Raw genomic sequence first — 17,551 nt, forward strand, 5'->3', positions numbered from 1 at the left:
TAGCCGGCGACGCTGGTCCGGCTCAGTTGGCGGATCGGATCGCGACGCGCCGGAGGGGCCGGCGCGGATCGTCAATCCGACCGGCTCGAGGAGCCCGCGAGTCGACGTAGGTCTGCCGGCGGGACGCTCGGATATGACGGCGAAGCCAGTGAAGATCCGACGGCGGCGGCGGCTCGGTTCCGCAAGCGGAACTCGTCGCCGACGGTCGACGGGGGCCATAATCGCCCGCGAGGAGATTCGCTTGGAACTCGACGCGCTCAAGATCGAACGTCGCCCCGGCCGCCGCCGTGGGCCCTGGCCCCGACGCCTGGTGGTCCTGGTCGTCCTGGTCGGGATCGCGGTAGCCCTGCGCGAGCCGATCCAATCGGCTGCGGCGCGCTTCGGGGCGCCGACGGTGGAGCTGGTCACCCTGGAACGCAGCGACCCCAGCAGCCTCGGCGCGCTGAGCGGCTCCGCGGCCAACGGCTACGTCGTGGCCGCCCGCCGTGCGGCTCTCTCGGCGGACACGCCCGGGCGCATCGTGGAGCTGACCGTCACCGAGGGCTCGACGGTCAAGGCCGGCGATCTGGTCGCGAGGCTCTATTCCGACGAGTACCGGGCCGGGCTCCTGCGCGCCCGGGCCGACGTGGCCGCGGCCGCCGCGGAGGCCACGGTCGCCGAGCGCGACGTCGAGCGCGCCGAGGCGGAGCTGGCGGCCGCCGAGGCCGACATCCCGCGCCTCGAGAGTGAGACCGAGGCTCGCAGCGCGGAGATCGACGCCGCCAGCGCGAAGCTGCGCCTGGCCGAGATCGAGGTCGAGCGCGTGCGCGCCATGGTGGCCGAGCGCGTGTCCTCCCAGCGCGAGCTCGACCAGGCCCAGGCCACGGCGGACGACGCCAAGGCCACCGTCGACGCAGCCCAGGCCCGCAACCGCGCCGGCACGGGTGCCGTCGACTCGGCCCGCGCGGCCCTGGCGGTCCAAAGGGCCGCCATCGCCCAGGCCAAGGCGCGGGCCGTCACCGCGAAAGCGCGCGTCCAGGCCGCGGAAGCCATCGCGACCCAGGCCCAGGCGACCCTCGACAAGACCGAGGTGCGCGCGCCCTTCGACGGCATCGTGGTGCTCAAGGACGCCGAGGTGGGCGAGGTGGTCTCGCCCAACTCCCAGGGCGGCTCGAGTGCCCGTGGGTCGGTGGCGACCATGGTCGACCTGGACTCGCTCGAGGTGCAGGCCGAGGTGCCCGAGACCAGCCTCTCGGCGGTCGAGGTCGGGCGCCCGGCGCGAGTCTTCCTCGACGCCTATCCCGAGCGGCCCTACAGCGGCTCCGTCGATCGCATCTGGCCCACCGCGGACCGTCAGAAGGCGACGGTCGAAGTGCGCGTGCGCTTCGACACTCGCGACGCCGACCTGCGTCCTGAGATGGGCGTGCGCGTGGTGTTCCTGGACGACGACGACATCGCGGCGCTCGATGCGGCGGCGCGGGGCGAGACGCCGCCGCTGCTCTTGCCGCGTCAGGCGCTGGTGGAGCGCGGCGGGCTGCAGGGCGTCTACATGGTCGACGGGGGCGTCGCCCGCTTCCGCGAAGTTCACACCGACGGCGAGCGCGACGGCCGGCCGATCGTGGTCTCCGGCGTCCAAGAGGGTGAGCAGATCGTGGCGGCCCCGCCCGAGGGCTTGGCCGACGGCGACGTGGTCAAGGTCGCCGACGGGGACCAGGGTTGAGCGTCGAGGCGATCATTCGCCTGGTCGGCGTCGAGCGCACCTACCGCAAGGGCGGCGAGAGCGTGCGCGTGCTCGACGACTTGGACCTCGAGGTCCCGCGCGGCGGCTACGTGGCGCTGATGGGCCCTTCGGGCTCGGGCAAGACGACGCTGCTCAACTTGATCGGCGGACTCGACAAGGCCGACGGCGGCCAGGTGATCGTCGACGGTGAGGACCTGACGCGCCTCGGCCAGGGGGCCCTGGCGCGCTGGCGCGCGGCCTCGGTGGGCTTCGTGTTCCAGGGCTTCAACCTGATGCCGGTGTTGACGGCCCAGCAGAACGTCGAGTTACCCCTCTTGCTCACGAACCTCTCGCGTAGGGAACGCCGCGAACACGCGCGCCACGCCCTGGCCCTGGTCGGGCTCGACGACCGGCGCAGTCACCGGCCCAAGCAGCTCTCCGGCGGCCAGGAGCAACGCGTCGCGATCGCGCGAGCCTTGGTCACCGACCCGATCCTGATCCTGGCCGACGAGCCGACCGGCGACCTGGACCGCGATTCGGCCGGGGCCGTGCTCGAGCTGCTCGACAAGCTCAATCGGGAGTCCGACAAGACGATCGTGATGGTGACCCACGACCCGCGTGCGGCCGACAGCGCGCGGTCGATCGTGCACCTGGACAAGGGGCGGCTGGAGCGCATCGAGGACCGTCGCCCACTCGAGCCCGCGGACTCGACCACGACCTGAGCCCACCCGACGCCCCCACCAAATCCGTGCCCTGGCTGCTGCTCTTCCGCAACCTCTTCGCCCACCCGGTCCGCTCGCTGCTGACCCTGGGCTCGATCGTGGTGGCGGTGTTCCTGATCTGCTTCCTTCGCGCGATGGTCGGCGCACTCGAGGCCGGCGTGGAGGCCTCCAGCCAGCGGCGCCTGATCGTGCAGTCCGCGGTCAGCCTGTTCGTCAACCTGCCGACCTCCTACCAGACCAAGATCGAGGCCGTGCCGGGCGTGGACTCGAGCATGAAGATGCAGTGGTTCGGCGGCTACTACCAAGACCCGTCGAACTTCTTCGCCCAGTTCGGCGTGGACGCCGAGCGCCTGCTGCGCGCCTACCCGGAGATCGAGATCGTCGAGGGCAGCGCCTTGGACTTCGAGGCCCGGCGCAGCTCCTGCATCATCGGCGAGCAGCTCGCCGCCGACTTCGGCTGGAGCGTCGGCGACTCGATACCGATGGTCGGAGCCCTGTATCCCCGCGCCGACGGGTCGACCTGGAACTTCGAGGTGGCCGGCATCTATCGCGCGCTGTCGAACAACGTCGACGACCGCACCATGTGGTTCCACTTCGAGTATCTCGAACGCAGCCTCGAGACGGGCGGAGCCCTGGGCCCCGGGGGCGTGGGCGTGTTCGTGCTGCACCTGGCGCCCGGCGCCGACGCCACCGGCGTCATGGCCCGCGTCGACGCCCTGTTCGAGAACGGGCCCCAGCGGGTGCAGACCACCACCGAGTCCGAGTTCCAGCGCCAGTTCGTGACCATGCTGGGCAGCGTGCCGACCCTGCTCTCGTCGATCGGCGGCGGGGTCCTGTTCGCCATCGCCCTGGCCACCTTCAACACGATGCTGATGGCCTCCCGCGAGCGCACCCACTCGATCGGCATCCTCAAGGCCCTGGGCTTCACCCACCGCACGGCCTTCGCCCTCTTGATGGGCGAGTCCCTGCTCTTGTGCGGCCTGGGCGGCGCGATCGGGGTCGCGGTGGCCCTGGCCATCGACGGCCCCGTGCGCGGCTTCCTGATGAGCTACGGCTTCACGGCCTTCGAGGTCGCGCCCTCAACCGCCGCCCTGGGCCTCGGCTTGGCCCTCTCGGTGGGCCTGCTCGCGGGCCTCGCCCCCGCCATCGGCGCCGCGCGCCTGCGGGTGGTCGAGGCCCTGCGATTCGAGGGTTGAGGCGCGAGCCCGATCAGGGCTGCAAGACGAGGCTCGCTGTGTTGGTCAGCCGCAGGTGCAGTGGCTTGCCAGCGATGCCCTGCACGAACACCTGGACGCCGATCAGACCCGGGTCGGCGGGCAGGCCGATGGTCGCGGCGAAGGGTCCGAAGCTCGGCACCGTGCCCGAAGCCAGGGGCGCGAAGGCCGCCCCGGGGTTCAGCTCGAGGAATCCGAAGGGCGGCAAGGGCAGGGGCGCGATCGTCGCGCCGCCGACGTAGAGCTGCACCACGTCGCCCGTCGTGGCGAAGGTGTTGATCAAGAGCGGCGTGCCGATCGACGGAATCGGGTTCAAGTCCACCGTCGGCTGGCGGTCGAAGGCCAGGGAGCGCGGGTTGCCAATGTCCGGGCCGCCCAGGGTGTCGTCCCACAGGACGAAGGTCTCCGTCACAGGGTCCACGCTGCCGCTGCCGTCCGTGTCGACCAGACGCAGGATGCGGTCGGGGCTCTGGCTCTCGGCGGCGAGGACGCTGCCGTCGGACGCGGCGGCGAGGCGCCAGATCAACGACGAGTCGGTGGTCTGCCACCAGATGCTCGCTTCGGTGGAGGCGTCGATGGACCCGTCGAAGTTGTCGTCGCGGAAGCGCCAGACCAGCTCGTTGCCCGTGTCCGCCATGTAGAACCAACCCTGGGCGTCCATGGTCAGGCCCCAGAAGAAGGGGTTGTTCGCCTGGGCCGGCGGGATGAAGAAGGGCTGGTCCTCGCCGGCGGCGTCGATGGTTCCGGACGCGTCGACGTCGTCCAGGCGGTAGACGCCCTTGCCGAGGGTGCCCGACGTGGGGATGTCGACCATGTAGAGGCGCCCGTCCAGACCCACGGTCACGTCCTGGGGCAGGGTGTCGCCGCCGGCTCCGCCGGGCGCGGGCAGGTAGTACTCCACCGCCTCGCCCACGTCGTTGGCGTCGCCGTCGGCATTCAGGTCGCGTAGGTGGATGACCTTGTCGACGTTGTCGGGGGCGCTGGAGCCGCTGCCCGAAACGGCCAACCAGACGTCGCCGAAGAGGTCCGCGGTCAGGTTGGCGGGCGAGCCCGCGATCACGCCGGACGCCGAGCCACCCTTGCCGTCGAACCAGACCACCGCCTCGCCGGCGCCGTGGCAGTTGCCGTCGCCGTCGATGTCCCTCAGGGCCAGGATGAAGTCCTCACTCGAGTCGCCGACGTAGACCGTGCCGTTGCCGTCGACCGCGATGCCGTTGTTGTTGGTCAGGGCGATCGGCCCCAGGGTGTCGTCGTAGTAGACGGAGACCTCGCCCGGGCCGTCGTAGTCCCCGTCCAGGTCGAGGTCCAGGAGGCGCCAGACGGTGTCGTTGGTGGAGTCGGTGACGAACAGGTCGCCGGTCTCGGAGAAGGGCACCAGGGGCAGGATCGACTGGGCCAGGGCTTGCGAGGCGGTCAGGCCGAGGCCGGCCAGGGACAGGAGCAGCGGCAGGCTGCGGGGGCGGATCGCTGAAGTCATGGATCGATGGGACTCGGAGGTTCTCGGGAGGGGACGCGGGCCGAGCCGATCGTAGCGCCGCCTCGCTTATTGCGACTGGATCTCATTAAAACCCGCATCCAAAGCCGGACCGCCGCCCGGTCCCCACTGGTCACCCCCAGCGGGGCTCTGCGGCCGGCGATCGGTGGCCGGGGCGCGGCGCTCGGTCGGGGCCGCGGGCGAAGGTCGCGCAGCCCGAGGGAGTTAGAGTCTGGCCGCGCCACCTCTGCCCATGCACCTGGTCCCCTTCAGCTACAACCTGCGCAGCCTCTTCGTGCGGCGCTCGTCGACCCTCCTGACGATCGTGGGCATCGGCGCCACCGTGGCCGTGCTGTCCGGGGTGCTCTCCCTGCAGCAGGGCTTCAAGACCCTGTTCACCTCCAGCGGGCGCGAGGACGTGGCGGTCTTCCTGCGGCCGGGCTCGACCAACGAGGGCGACAGCGTCTTCACCCTCGAGGGCACCGAGATCCTGATCAAGTCCCTGCCCGAGTTCGCCCTGGACGAGCGCGGGCGCCCCCTGGCGGCGGCGGAACGCTACCTGGCCGTGCGGCGGCAGAAGCTGGACGGAGGCGAGACCAACGTCCCCATCCGCGGCGTGCAGCCGATGAGCTACGCGGTGCACGCAGAGCTGCTCGAGCTCGTCGACGGCCGCTGGCCGGCCCCCGGCGCCGACGAGGTGATCGCCGGCAGCGCCCTGACCGGGCGCATCGTGAACACCGCCATCGGCGACGTGATCACCCTCAACACCACGCCCTTCCGCGTGGTGGGCGAGATGCGCTCGGAAGGGCCCTTCAACTCGGAGCTGTGGGGCGACGCCGAACGCATCGGCGTGGCCCTCGAGCGCCCGCTCTACAACCGCGTGGTCGGAATCCTGCGCGAGGGCGCCTCGGTCGCGGAACTCGCGCGGCGCCTCGAGGACGACAAGCGCGTGCCGGCCAAGGTAGTGAGCGAGCTCGACTACCTCTCCGGCCAGACCGAGGCCCTGTCGATCGTGCTGCTGTTCCTGGGCTCGTTCCTGGCCTCGATCATGGGCGTGGCCGCGGTCTTCACTGGCACCAACACGATGCTGGCGTCGATCTCGGCCCGCAGCCACGAGATCGGGATCATGCGCGCCATGGGCTTCCGCCCCTTCCCGGTGTTCCTGGCGTTCCTCTCAGAGGCGCTGCTCCTGGGCCTCTTGGGCGGCGCGGTGGGCATCGCCATGGCCCTGCCGCTCAACGGCGTGAAGACCGGCACGACCAACTTCCAGACCTTCACCGAGGTCGCCTTCGCCTTCAAGCTGACGCCGACCGTGCTCGCCACCGCGGTGACCTTCGCGGTGGTGCTGGGCCTTCTGGGCGGCGCCTGGCCCGCCTGGCGCGCCGCGCGCATGCGCCCGGCCGAGGCCCTGCGGCGGGGCTGAGGGGCGCTCCGCCTCGCGCGGTCGAGAGGCTGTCAGTTCGGGTCGGAGCGCCGCGCGACGACCGCGTCGCCCAGGCGCACGACTCCCCCGCGCTCGACGACGCACATCACTCCGCGTCCGCGCAGGCCGCGCCGATCCGCCCGCGCGACGCGCTTGGCGCCGCCCGCGCCGAAGCGCCGCGCGAAGGAGGCGCAGGGTCGGTGCGGCACCGCACTGACGACGAGCAGCGCCTGCCCCACCTCGAGCCGCGTCCCCGGCGGCAGGTTGGCCTCGCTCAGGTCGAGGTCCACGTGCAGCGTGTCGCCCGAGAGCGACGCGTCCGCGTGCCCCCGCGCCAGGGAACGGATCACGTGCACGTTGATCAAGGCCACCTGCGCCCCCTCGTCGCGGTCGGGATCGGTCTCCCACTTGTCGCCGATGGCGCCGCGCTCGGGGTCGAGTCGGACCTGCTCCACCAAGCGTCGCGCGCCCTGGGTGTAGCCCGGCGGCCGCAGCACCAGGTCGACGACGCGCCCCCGGTCGCGGGGCGATCTCGGCAAGCGCGCCCACCACAGGTCGAAGCGGCGGGAGAGGTCCACGGCTAGCGAATCCTCCCCAACGCGCGCAGGCCGGCCAGGACCTTGACCGCGATGATCCGATTGCCGAGGGCGTTGGCGTGGGCGTCGACCTTCGAGTTGACGATGCCCCGCGCCCAGTCGGCGGGCTCGAAGCCGACGCGCACGTAGTCGACGCCCGCCGCGGCGGCCCAGGTGGGCAGGTCCGGCAGGGGCGGCATGGAGTGGTCGATCAGCACGAAGCGCGCGCCCAGGCTCGCGCAGTTGGCGACGATCGAATCCAAGGCGCCGGCGCAGCGGGGCCAGTTCGCCGGGTAGAGGCGCATCGGCCCGGACCTGCTGGCGTGGCCCTCGGCGGCCGTGTCGCGCTCGCGCAGGTAGCGCAGCACGCCCGCAAGTCCCACGAAGCGTCGGCCAATGGCGTCAGCGGCGTGCGCCAGCAGACCGGCCCCACGCCGCTGCGCCGCCAGGCGCTGGGCCTCGGCGACCTGCTCGATGAAGACGTCGTAGGTCGGCTCGAGATCGTTGGAGATGAAGCACAGGGCCACGACGTCCGGCGCGAGGAGCGGACCGATGGTCGCCAGCAGGTCCGCCTGCTGCACCGTCTCGTACATCAGGTGCCCCGCGTTGAGCGCCTCGATCGGCCGCCCGTCGACGGCTCGGGCCTCGGCCTCGAACCGCCGCACCCAACTGTCGGCGTCGTCGACGCCCCAGGCCAGGGTCACCGAGTCGCCCAGGAACAGCCAGCGCTCCGAGCTCCAAGCGCCCTCGCCCGGAGTGGGCGGGCCGACGCGCGCGGGCACCGTGGCCGCCGGGTCGTCGGAGCGCAGGCCCGCGCTATCGGTGATGAAGTCGAAGTCGACGAACTCGAGCGAGACCCCGGGCTTCTGCTGAAAGATTCGACCCTGTGGATCGGGTAGACCATCGGGCCCCAGGAAGGGCACGATCGCCTCGGCGAAGTAGGCCGGAACCTCGCGGTAGTAGGCGATGCCGAAGGCGTCCACGCGCCGCACGCCCCACTCGACGGCGAACAACCCCATCGCGGCCGAGAGCAGGGCCAGCCCCGCGCGCAGCACGAATCGCAGGGGACGTCGGGGACGAGCCGTGGCCTTGGTCATGGGATTCGGCGCCATCGGGTCGATCGGCACCAGCGCCGGCAGCATACTCGCCGCGAAGGGGGCAGCTGATGGGAACGAATCAGGTGGGGGCCGGAACAGTGAGACGACTCGAGCTCGGTCTGGTGATCGGCGCGCTGGTCCTGGGGCTCGGCTGCCGCTCGGTGGCGCCCGCGGGCAACGGCTCGCGCACGGGCCCCGCGGCCGAGCCGGCGGCCCCGGTGGATCTCTCCGCGCCCGCGGCCGACGCGGACCAGGTCGCCCTCGCCATGGTCCTGGCGCGGGCGGCGAGCAGCGGTCGCGAGACCATCGGCCGCAGCGTCGAGGACCGCCCGATCGAGCTCCTGTCCCTGGGCAGCGGCGCGCAGACCGTGCTCTTGATCGCGACCATCCACGGGGACGAATGGGCCGGTACGCCCCTGCTCGATCGCCTGGCGGACGAGCTCTTGGCCGATCCCGTGCGCCTGGCCGGACGGCGCGTGCTGCTGATCTGCGACGCGAACCCCGACGGGCACGCGGCCGACACGCGCGAGAACGCCCGCGGCGTCGACCTGAACCGCAACTTCCCCGCCGAGAATCGGCGCGAGGGGGAGGACTACGGCGAGCAGGGCCTGTCCGAACCCGAGAGCGCGACCCTCGCGGCCCTGATCCGCGCCGCGCGACCCAGCCGCGTGGTGTCGATCCACCAGCCCCTGCGTTGCGTGGACTGGGACGGCCCCATCGACGACCTGGCGCAGCGCATGGCCGAGGCCTGTGGCCTGCCCGCGCGCAAGCTCGGCACGCGCCCCGGCTCCATGGGCGCTTGGCTCGGCGAGGACCTCGGCATCGGCATCGTCACCCTCGAGCTTCCCGGCGGCAGCCAACGCCTGGGCGCCGACGAGTTGTGGCGACGCTACGGGCCGGCGCTGTTGGTCGCGGTCGAAGGCTGAGCGCGCCCGCGCGGGACGCTCAACCGCCCAGCGTGAAGAACACCACGCGACCATCCCGTCCGCCGGCTGCCAACAGTCGGCCGTCGGGCGAGAAGCCCAGGGCCGTGCAGCCGGGTCCGTTCCAGGGGATCTCGATGCTCCAGCTCGCGGCTCCGGCCCCGTCCAGGCCGGTGAGGGTCAGCGCTTCGTCGTTGGTGCCGACGGAGGCCAGGCGGCGGCCGTCGGCGGTGAGGGCCACGGCCTGCACTCGGCCGCGGTGTTGGGCGACGGTGGCGACGACCTCGATCGAGTCGGTGTCGACCACGGCCACGGCGCCGCTGGCGAGGCCCACGGCGGCGCGCGGGGCGGCCGAGGCCGCGGCCAGGGACTGGACCGGCGCGCCCATGTCGCCGAGGGCGCCGAGCGACTCGCCGCTGGCCCGGTCGAGCACGACCAGTCCGGACGAGGCCACCACGACGCGCCCGGGGACCGCGCCGATGCGTTGGATCGCGCCGCGCGGGCCCTGGCCGGTCCAGCCCGTCTCGAGTCCCGCGCCGACGCATTGCAGCACCGCGCCGCCGGAAGCGACGGCGAACAGCTCGCCGTCCCCGCCGGCGAGGTCGGTCCAGGGCAGGCCCAGGCCGCGGTTGGTGGCGGCGTTGTTCGCCGCGGCGTCGACGGTCCGCTGCTCCAGCCCGCCGCCGCGGGCGACCCAGGCGAAGCGCTGCTGTGTTTCTTCGCCGCCCTCCGCGCCGGCGCCGAGCCAAGCGGCGGCGTGGACGATGCCGACCGCGCCGTGGTGGGCCAGGCGCGCGCCGCTCGCCACGTCGTACACGTCGACCGAGTGGTCGTAGCTCGCGGCCAGCAGGCGCCCACCCCCGTCGTCGAAACGCAGGGACGAGACCTGGGCCGCGAAGCCCGCAGCGCCGCCGTCGGCCGCGAAGCCCTCGGCGGCCGCCAGCAGTCGCACCGTGCAACCCTGGGCCAGGGCCACGGTGGTGCCATCGCGATTCGGACGCAGGCGCATCGCACCGACTCCGACCGATCGAGCGGGCCGCGGCTCGCCGTCCAGCCCCACCCGCGCGATCAACTGCCCACGCTGGTCGACCTGTAGCAACTGCCTGTCCGGCAGCACCGCGCTGTCGACCCTGGGCGCCGCCTGCGCGCCCGCCGGCAGCGGCAGCTCGAGCCCCCGTCCCGCGCCGGCGATCCACGCGCGCCGCTCGGGGTCCAGACACAGCCATTGATCGCCGAGCCGCAGGACCTCGCTGCACTGCCCGTCCAGGTCGACCGTCGCCAGCTCTTCACCCGTCGCGACATCCACGCGCCAAAGGGTCGACCAGGGCTGCTCCTCGGTGCCCTTGCGGCCGAGTTGCTTGGCGCGGTTGAAGCCGAGCACCGCCAGCTCGCCGCCGCCAAAGGCCAGGTCGCGCACCTCGAACCCGCCCAGCTGGGCCACCTCACGGTGACTGCCATCGGCGACATCGACCAACTCGACCGCATGCTGCCCCACCGCCGCGATCCGTGCGCCGGCGGCATCGACGGCCAGGGGGCCGCCGAGACCCTCGACGGTCCACAGGGCGGGCGCGGCCAGGGCCGGACGCCACTCCAGGACCCGCGGCTCGGAGCCGTGGGCCAGGGCCAGGCCGGCGGGGCGCTCGCCACCGGGGTGGAAGGCGATGCCGGTCACGGCGGTCAGCTCGGCGCGAGTCACGGCGCTGCGCGAGTCCGCGTCCCATTGCGTCACGACCCCGCCGGCGTCGAGGGTGACGAGGTCCGCGCCGACCCCCCAGACCACGTCCACGACCGGCGAGTCGTGTCGCAACCAAGCGGAAAACAGGCCGTGGGCCTCGGCGACCTGGGGCGCGGTCGTCGCGGGCTCTTGGGCAGAGGCCGCGAGGGCCGAGGCCAGGCCCAGGGCGGATAGCACGAGGGTTCGAAGGGTGCTCTGCATGGCGCTGATCGGAGCAGGTTACCGAATCGGGATAGGGGCCGGGGAGTCATCGCCTCCCCGGAGCCCCTCCCACACCACCGGGCATACGGGTCCGTACCACGGCGGTTCGAAGATTGAGGTCACGGCGCCAGTTGGGGGAGCCCCAGCTGGGCGAAGTGGGAGTTGCGAAGGATGAGGTGGACTCGGTGGCAGGCGTTCCACCACCAGCGGTGGGTCTGGGCGGCGACTTCGGCGGCCACACGCGTCGAGGCTCCTCGAAGGCGTAGCTCGCGGAACACCGTTCGCCCGCGCTTCCACTGGTGGAGTTGGAGCGCCCGGAGGCGCCTGCGGATCCACTGGTCGAGGGTGGCGAAGAGTCTCGGCGTCGCGGCCAGGGCGAAGTAGCCGTGCCAGCCGAGCAGGTAGCTTCGCAGCTCCCCGATGACGTGGCTCAGGCTTCGTCCTGCGTGGCGACGCGTGATCTGCCGCACTCGATCCTTCATCTTGTCGAGAGCTTTGCGGGCCACCCGCAGACGTACGGTCTTCCCCGGAGCCACCCACATCGAGTAGCCCAGGAAAGGTCGGTCCCATGCGGGGGCCACGGCGCTCTTGGCCTCGTTGATGCGCAGCCGAAGTCGGCCAAACAGAGTCCGGAGTTGGCCGAGCACGCGTTCTCCCGCTCGTTGCGAGCGGACGAACACTCGGGCATCGTCCGCGTAGCGCACGAAGGCGTGTCCGCGGACCTCCAGCTCCTTGTCGACTTCGTCGAGCAGCACGTTGGCCAGGAGCGGTGAGAGTGGGCCGCCTTGCGGCGTCCCCTCCCAGCGCTGCATCAGCACTCCGTCCACCATCACGCCGGATTGCAGATAGCGACGGATCAGTCTCAGGACGCGGCGGTCCTCGATCCTCTTGGCGAGCTTTCCCATCAGCACGTCGTGATGGACTCGATCGAAGAACTTCTCCAGATCGACGTCGACCACGACTCGGTGTCCGGATTGGACGTGTCGCGTCGCCGCCCGAAGGGCGTCGTGGGCGCTGCGTCCCGGTCGGAAGCCGAAGCTGTGCTCGGAGAAGGTCGGGTCAAAGATCGGTTGAAGGACCTGCAAGAGGGCTTGCTGGATCAGACGGTCGAGCACCGTCGGAATCCCCAGTTCGCGGGTGCCTCCCCCGCTCTTGGGGACCGACTGCCGCTTGATCGGGGCCGGGGTGTAGGTCGAGTCGAGCAAGCTCGCTCGGATCCGGGCCCAGTGGCCTCGAAGGTACGGCAGCAGCTCGTCCGTCGTCATCCCGTCCACGCCGGGACTGCCTCGGTTCTTCTTCACTCTCCGCAGAGCGGCTTCCATGTTGCGGCGCTCGAGCACCGCCTCCATCAAGCCGACTGCTCCTGGGCACTCGGTTCCGTGAGCCGCCGTCGGCGCTTCGTCGCTTCGCGGTACGTTCAGGGCTTCACCCCTATCCTCCCACGGGAGCTCCAGTTGCCTGGACATCTGACGCGGTTCGCCTTCGAGGTTCATGGGCGTTGAGCCCTTCTCCCCGTTCGGGCCTTCGCCGGCTCGGGCCGACTACTACGCCCTCTGCTGACTTCTCGCTCCGCCAACCGGTGGCGTCGCCCTTTCAGACGTGAGGCGAGATCTCCCTGGGTAAGACAGATGGCCGTCCCCACACAACCGCCGGATTTACGCCGCGTCCCTTTGACCGCAAGAGCTTCGCTGTCACGTGCCAGCTCGCCCTGGTCCGCGGCGCCTCGAATCCGATTCCTGTACGTCGGCCCGTGGGTTCGTTCCACGCTTCCTTCAGACGGACCCTCGCGAGCCCGCCCTTGCGCTTCCCTTCGGTCCCTGCGGCCAGGTTCCGGGGGGACTTTCACCTCCAAGTCATCTGTCATGCCAGGCACACACGGCGAGGGCCGGGCCCGCCCGCGGCGGACCCGGCCCTGGGTCGCGTCAGGCCTCGCCGCTCAGCCGGTGAAGGCCAACTGGAGCTGCATGAAGTCCTCGAGGTCCAGGTCGCCGTCGGCGTCGATGTCCGCCTCGGCCCCGGGGCTGTCGGGCGTCACCGTCCCCGCGCCCGGCGCGGTGAACAGCGGCTCCAGGAAGAACCAGTCGAAGACCGTCACGTCGCCGTCCAGGTCGTTGTCGAACTCGGCCCGACCCAGGGAGCGCAGGAAGCCCATCAGGTCGTCCACGTCCGAGGGTGTCAGGGCGTTGAAGTTCAACCGGGCGAAGTTGGCTTCGCCGTCGTGCCACATGATCGCGGCGGCCACGTTCTGGGCGAAGCTGCCGCCGGTGGCTCGGCCGTCGTGTAGGAAGGCGTCCCGGGAGGACATGCCCCACAGGGCGCGCGTCGACATCTCGGTCTCGCTGGCCATGCCGTCGACGATACCGTCGCCGAGCACGCCCATGTCGTGCAGCAGGAAGTCGCCGTAGGGCCGGATCGTCCGTCCCGAAAGGGCGGCCTCGGGCGCGGTACCCGTCGTGAACTGGGGCGTGTGGCAGCTCGCGCAGCCGATCGAAGTGAAGACCGACTCGCCGGCCATGCCGGAGCGCGGCGTCTGGGGCGGCGCCGCCAGGTAGCGCTGGAAGTCCGTCTGACGATCGATGCGCCCGGCGCCGGGGACGATCGAGTCCTCGGGGTCGGCGACGGTGTCGTACAGCGCCAATAGGGCCGGGTCGCCCTGGGGCGCGTTGTCGGCCGTGAAGAAGCGGTTGCTGAGCCCGAGCTCGTTGACGGACGCGTCAGCCGAGAAGGTCATCACCGTCGGCACGCCGCCCTTCCAACCGAAGCGGCCGGCGGTCAGCGGGCCGCCCTCGACCGGCGTCGCCCAGTGCACGCGCCCCGACACGAAGCCGTTGGGCGGGTTCAGCTCGCCGAACTCGATGTCGGTGCTGGGCACGGCCTCGAGCAGTCCCGCGCCGAAGGTGTGGGGCGTGACGCGATGGATGATCACGTCGGCCATGGCCGGGATCGCATCGAAGTGCTCCGGCGGCATCTCCGCCAGGGCGCTCGACTGCAACAGGGAGCCGCCGAAGGCCGTCAGCGGGTCGAAGGGGTTGCCGCCGGTCGCAGCAAGGCCGAAGCGCGTCACCGTGCGGGTGGACGAGCCGCCGATGTCGGGGGTCGTGTGGCACTGGGCGCAGCTCGAGTCGTTGAAGATTGGCCCCAGACCGTCGGCCTTGCCGAGCACGGTCTCGAACTCGAGCTTGCCGGCCTCGAAGGCCGCCAACTGGGTCGGGGTCAGCCCGCGCACGGGCTCACCCATGCGCGGTTGGAACTCCTGGGCGTGCGCGAGGCCGACGAGGGTCAGGGCGGCGCAGGAGATGATCGTGAGGTTCCGCATCGTTCGTGGACAGCAGCAGGGAGAGGGGTGGGGCGCCCCGCGACTCGGGGCACCCCAGACAGGCCGTTGTCAGCCCTGGTTGAACAGGATCTCGATCGCGTTCGAGAAGCTGAACAGCTCGGGCAGGCCCAGATCGATGGCGATCACCTGGGCGTAGAAAGTCGCGGCACCCGCTCCGGCCGTGATCGGCAGGGAGACGCCGCCGAGACCGTCGAGGGTCAGCTCGCCGACCACTTCGATCGAGGGCAGCAGGGTGCCCCCGAGCAGCGGCATCGGGCTCTGACTGCTACCGACGACCAGGGCCGCCGGCGCGCCGGACGCGCCACCGCTGATCGAGAGCGTCGAGGTGTTGCCCTGGTAGAGGGGCTGGCCGCACAGGGCCAGGGTCATGGCGCCGGGACCGGCGGACCCGAGGTCGCTCTGACACAGCACCGGATCGGCCAGGTTCTCCCACACGAAGGTGCCGTCGGCGCGGCCCAGGAACATGTCGTTGTCCCCGTCCTTGTCCATGTCGAAGACCAGCACGTCGTGGCTGCCGCGCATGTCGTTCTCGGTCATGCCGACCACGCCGACCCAGCCGCCACCGGAGCTCTGGCGCTCTTCCACGAACGTCTCGGTGCCGGCCTGCACCGTGACGTTGTGGTAGATGTGCAGACGGCGGCCGAAGCCTCCGATGTCCACGTCGACGTCCGTGATCAGCACGTCGTTGTAGCCGTCACCGTTCAGGTCCGCGATCAAGTTGTTGCTGCCGAAGCCGTCGTCGCCACCCGCGAGGAAGCTGTAGGTCTTGGCCTCACTCCAGATCACGCGACCGAAGGGGTCGTTGCCCTGGTTGATCCGGAAGCGATCGTTGCCGTCGTCCGAGAAGATCAGGTCGATGCGACCGTCCGCGTTGAGGTCGCCCGCGTCGATGTGGTACGGCGCGAAGCCGACGTGGAAGTCGTCGAAGAACACCGGCGGAAACTGGCCGGGGTTGTTCGGGTCGTTGTAGCTGATCGCCACGTACTGGGGCGCGTTGAGTGCCGTGTCCTTGGCGATGTCGTTGACTCCGTCACCGTTGAAGTCGGCGATCTCGACCTCGGTACCGAAGGCCGACAGCAGCGCCTGGGTCCCCATGCGCGACTGGCTCTCGTCGGTGAAGTAGCCGTTGCCGTCGTTGATCAGCAGACGGTCGTTGAGGTCCTTGTTCGAGGGCTGCTGGGTGCCGCCGGCCCCGGAGGAGTCGTAGTCGCCGAAGTACAGGTCCGCGAAGCCGTCGCCAGTGACATCGCCAGCCGAGACCGAGCAGAAGCGCGGGTTCTCGGGGTTGCCGGTCCCGAAGTGGAACAGCTGCGGGATGCGCGCGTCCTGATGCTCGAGGCCCAGCCAGTTGCCGGCGCCGTCGTCACCCAGGTTCATGTAGACCCGCGGGTGCCCGATGTGCTTGGGGTCGCCGTCGCTGATCGTGGTCGCCGTGACCACGTCGAGCCAGCCGTCGTTGTCCAGATCGAAGACCACCACGTCGCGGTCGTTGGTCGGCGTGCCGAAGCCACGGTCATCGGGAACGTCGGAGAGGTTGGCGTAGATCAGGGTCTGATCGAGGAGCTGACCGCCGTAGTTCATCAGCAGCACGTTGGTGCGCTTGCCCGGCGAGGTGAAGGGCTCCTTGCGGACGACGACGACGTCGTCGTAGCCGTTCTTGTCGAGGTCGCCTGCGTAGAAGTCGACCTCGGTCTGCTGGTTGGAGATCGACGTGGGGGTGAAGGGCTGTCCGGTGTCGAGGGCAAATTCCGCCCATTGATTGTTGAAGCCCTGCGCGGAGGCCAGCCCGGTCAAGGCTGTCGCTGCGCTGATGATGTGGAGCGTTCGCATGGGTGTCGCGCTGGTGGGTGGGTGGGGGTGGAGGGACGAGAGGGCCGCGATCTCAGATCACGGGACGAGGCTGAAGCTCACGGCGTTGCTCGCGAAATCGAGCACCGGCAGGGGCAAAAGGTAGGCGTGGTGCAGGTCGATCCCCGCCAGCGCCGGGTCGGAGCCGGCCGGCAGGGAGAACCCGGCCGTACCGGCCCCCTGGCCGTCCAGGAAGCCGAGCGCGCCGATCAGCGGCGGGGCGGTCGGGTTGGCCAGGGTGAACAGGGTGTAGGCGTCGATCACCAGGGGGATGTCGAGCCCACCGACCGTGGTCGCCGGCGAGCTGCCCGTGACCGAGCCCAACATCAGGTACACGCGCCCGGCGTTGGCGGCGCCGGCGTCGAGGGCGAAGCCCGCGCTGCCACCGGCCGAGAGGGAGATGCTCGCGGTGTCGACGGTGAGGGCCGGGTCCACGGTCAGGGTCAGGTCGTGCACCATCACGCCGGCGGCTTCGACCTCCCAGAAGGGCACGCCGCTGGTGGTCTGCGCGATCACGTTGGCGCCGGCCTCCACCACGCTGACCGTGTAGGTCCCCGGCACGGCGGGCGCCGTGAGGGTCCCCGAGCCGAGCACCAGGGCGCTGCCCGGGTGGGCGACCGAGGTCATCACCGTCCCCGCCGGCTTGGGCGCGAAGAACTGGTTGATCGTGTTCTGCGCCCCGCCGATCTGGATCAGGTCGCCGCCGATCGGCGTCCCGCCGTAGCCCGCGGGGTTCGACAGGCCCAGGGGGCTGGCGAAGTTGGCCAGGGGCTGCCCCCCCGGGTCCCCCAGGGGCGCGAGATCGCCGCCGTCGAAGGTCAGGTCGATGCGGAAGGCCGCCAGCCCGAGGTTGTTGGCGTCGCACAGCTCGCCGACCAGGTCGAAGCTGACCTGCTGGCCGGGCGAGACGTTCAGGGTGTCGAGACCACCGGAGAGGATCTTGATCTCGAAGTCGCTGGCGGAGGCCGGGGCGACCGCGACGACGGCAGCGACGAGGGTCAGGCTGCGAAGCATGGGATCTGGGGGAGTGGGATGCCGGGGGAGGGTCGGCACCGGGAGACGCGGGGGCGTGGCCTCGGACGGGGACCGAGGCACCCGCCGATTGTGTGCGCTGTCCCCGGGGCCGCTACCGCTCACCTCAGAGCGGGCCTAGCAAGGCGCATTTGTCCGCTCCTGAACCCAGACACCCCGGGTGAATCGCCGCGGATGAACGCCCCGTCATCCCCTGCTCACGTCCCGAGCACGCCCGGGCCCTGGGCGCGCTCGCGACGCCAGCGCGAATGGGAGCGGGCCCGCCGAGTCG

Annotated in this window: 13 protein-coding genes; 5 read left to right on the forward strand and 8 right to left on the reverse strand. The window is 71.1% G+C overall.

The annotated features are described in order from the left end of the window. Window positions 1-241 precede the first annotated feature (241 nt). Genes Pla133_RS21890 through Pla133_RS21900 form a run of 3 tightly spaced genes read left to right on the forward strand, consistent with a single transcriptional unit; the run spans window position 242 to window position 3,617 of the window. Window positions 242-1,699, forward strand: coding sequence for an efflux RND transporter periplasmic adaptor subunit (locus Pla133_RS21890; protein ID WP_419191839.1), 1,458 nt, complete (start codon window positions 242-244; stop codon window positions 1,697-1,699). After that, complete coding sequence (locus Pla133_RS21895; RefSeq protein ID WP_145069257.1) at window positions 1,696-2,421, forward strand: ABC transporter ATP-binding protein; 726 nt, start codon at window positions 1,696-1,698, stop codon at window positions 2,419-2,421. Before Pla133_RS21890 ends, Pla133_RS21895 begins: the two co-directional genes overlap by 4 nt. Window positions 2,422-2,447: 26 nt before the next feature. Next, window positions 2,448-3,617: an ABC transporter permease gene (locus tag Pla133_RS21900; RefSeq protein ID WP_145069259.1), complete on the forward strand. Its 1,170-nt coding sequence runs from the start codon at window positions 2,448-2,450 to the stop codon at window positions 3,615-3,617. 13 nt (window positions 3,618-3,630) lie between these two features. Here Pla133_RS21900 and Pla133_RS21905 read toward each other — a convergent pair whose 3' ends face one another. Next, the gene (locus Pla133_RS21905) at window positions 3,631-5,112 is read right to left on the reverse strand and encodes an NHL repeat-containing protein (RefSeq protein ID WP_145069261.1); all 1,482 of its coding nucleotides are present in this window, start codon (window positions 5,110-5,112) and stop codon (window positions 3,631-3,633) included. A gap of 250 nt (window positions 5,113-5,362) precedes the next feature. Between Pla133_RS21905 and Pla133_RS21910 the strand changes: the two genes are divergently transcribed. Then, window positions 5,363-6,532, forward strand: coding sequence for an ABC transporter permease (locus Pla133_RS21910; RefSeq protein ID WP_145069263.1), 1,170 nt, complete (start codon window positions 5,363-5,365; stop codon window positions 6,530-6,532). Between the two features lie 32 nt (window positions 6,533-6,564). Here the strand turns inward: Pla133_RS21910 and Pla133_RS21915 are convergent, their stop codons facing one another. Both Pla133_RS21915 and Pla133_RS21920 read right to left on the reverse strand, forming a co-directional pair. Next, window positions 6,565-7,110 (reverse strand): MOSC domain-containing protein, encoded by a 546-nt coding sequence (locus Pla133_RS21915; RefSeq protein WP_145069266.1) that lies wholly within the window; start codon window positions 7,108-7,110, stop codon window positions 6,565-6,567. Window positions 7,111-7,112: 2 nt separating this feature from the next. Further along, the gene (locus Pla133_RS21920) at window positions 7,113-8,219 is read right to left on the reverse strand and encodes a hypothetical protein (protein ID WP_419195409.1); all 1,107 of its coding nucleotides are present in this window, start codon (window positions 8,217-8,219) and stop codon (window positions 7,113-7,115) included. A 53-nt stretch (window positions 8,220-8,272) separates the two neighbouring features. Between Pla133_RS21920 and Pla133_RS21925 the strand changes: the two genes are divergently transcribed. Further along, on the forward strand, window positions 8,273-9,130 hold the full coding sequence (locus Pla133_RS21925) for a DUF2817 domain-containing protein (protein WP_145069271.1): 858 nt from the start codon (window positions 8,273-8,275) through the stop codon (window positions 9,128-9,130). 19 nt (window positions 9,131-9,149) lie between these two features. On the opposite strand, the gene Pla133_RS21930 is transcribed toward Pla133_RS21925, so the two are convergent. The 5 genes from Pla133_RS21930 to Pla133_RS21955 form a co-directional block, all read right to left on the reverse strand. Next, complete coding sequence (locus Pla133_RS21930) at window positions 9,150-11,063, reverse strand: WD40 repeat domain-containing protein (RefSeq protein WP_145069273.1); 1,914 nt, start codon at window positions 11,061-11,063, stop codon at window positions 9,150-9,152. Between the two features lie 119 nt (window positions 11,064-11,182). Then, window positions 11,183-12,556, reverse strand: a complete 1,374-nt coding sequence (ltrA, locus tag Pla133_RS21935; RefSeq protein WP_145067520.1) for a group II intron reverse transcriptase/maturase — start codon at window positions 12,554-12,556, stop codon at window positions 11,183-11,185. A 443-nt stretch (window positions 12,557-12,999) separates the two neighbouring features. Then, window positions 13,000-14,379 carry a di-heme oxidoredictase family protein gene (locus Pla133_RS21945; protein ID WP_145069275.1) on the reverse strand — a complete coding sequence of 460 codons (1,380 nt, stop codon included), beginning with the start codon at window positions 14,377-14,379 and terminating at the stop codon, window positions 13,000-13,002. 69 nt (window positions 14,380-14,448) lie between these two features. Further along, window positions 14,449-16,230 (reverse strand): FG-GAP repeat domain-containing protein, encoded by a 1,782-nt coding sequence (locus Pla133_RS21950; RefSeq protein ID WP_145069277.1) that lies wholly within the window; start codon window positions 16,228-16,230, stop codon window positions 14,449-14,451. Window positions 16,231-16,287: 57 nt separating this feature from the next. After that, window positions 16,288-17,262, reverse strand: coding sequence for a hypothetical protein (locus Pla133_RS21955; protein WP_145069279.1), 975 nt, complete (start codon window positions 17,260-17,262; stop codon window positions 16,288-16,290). Window positions 17,263-17,551: the final 289 nt, after the last annotated feature.

This window comes from Engelhardtia mirabilis (assembly GCF_007748095.1).
Lineage (GTDB): Bacteria > Planctomycetota > UBA1135 > UBA1135.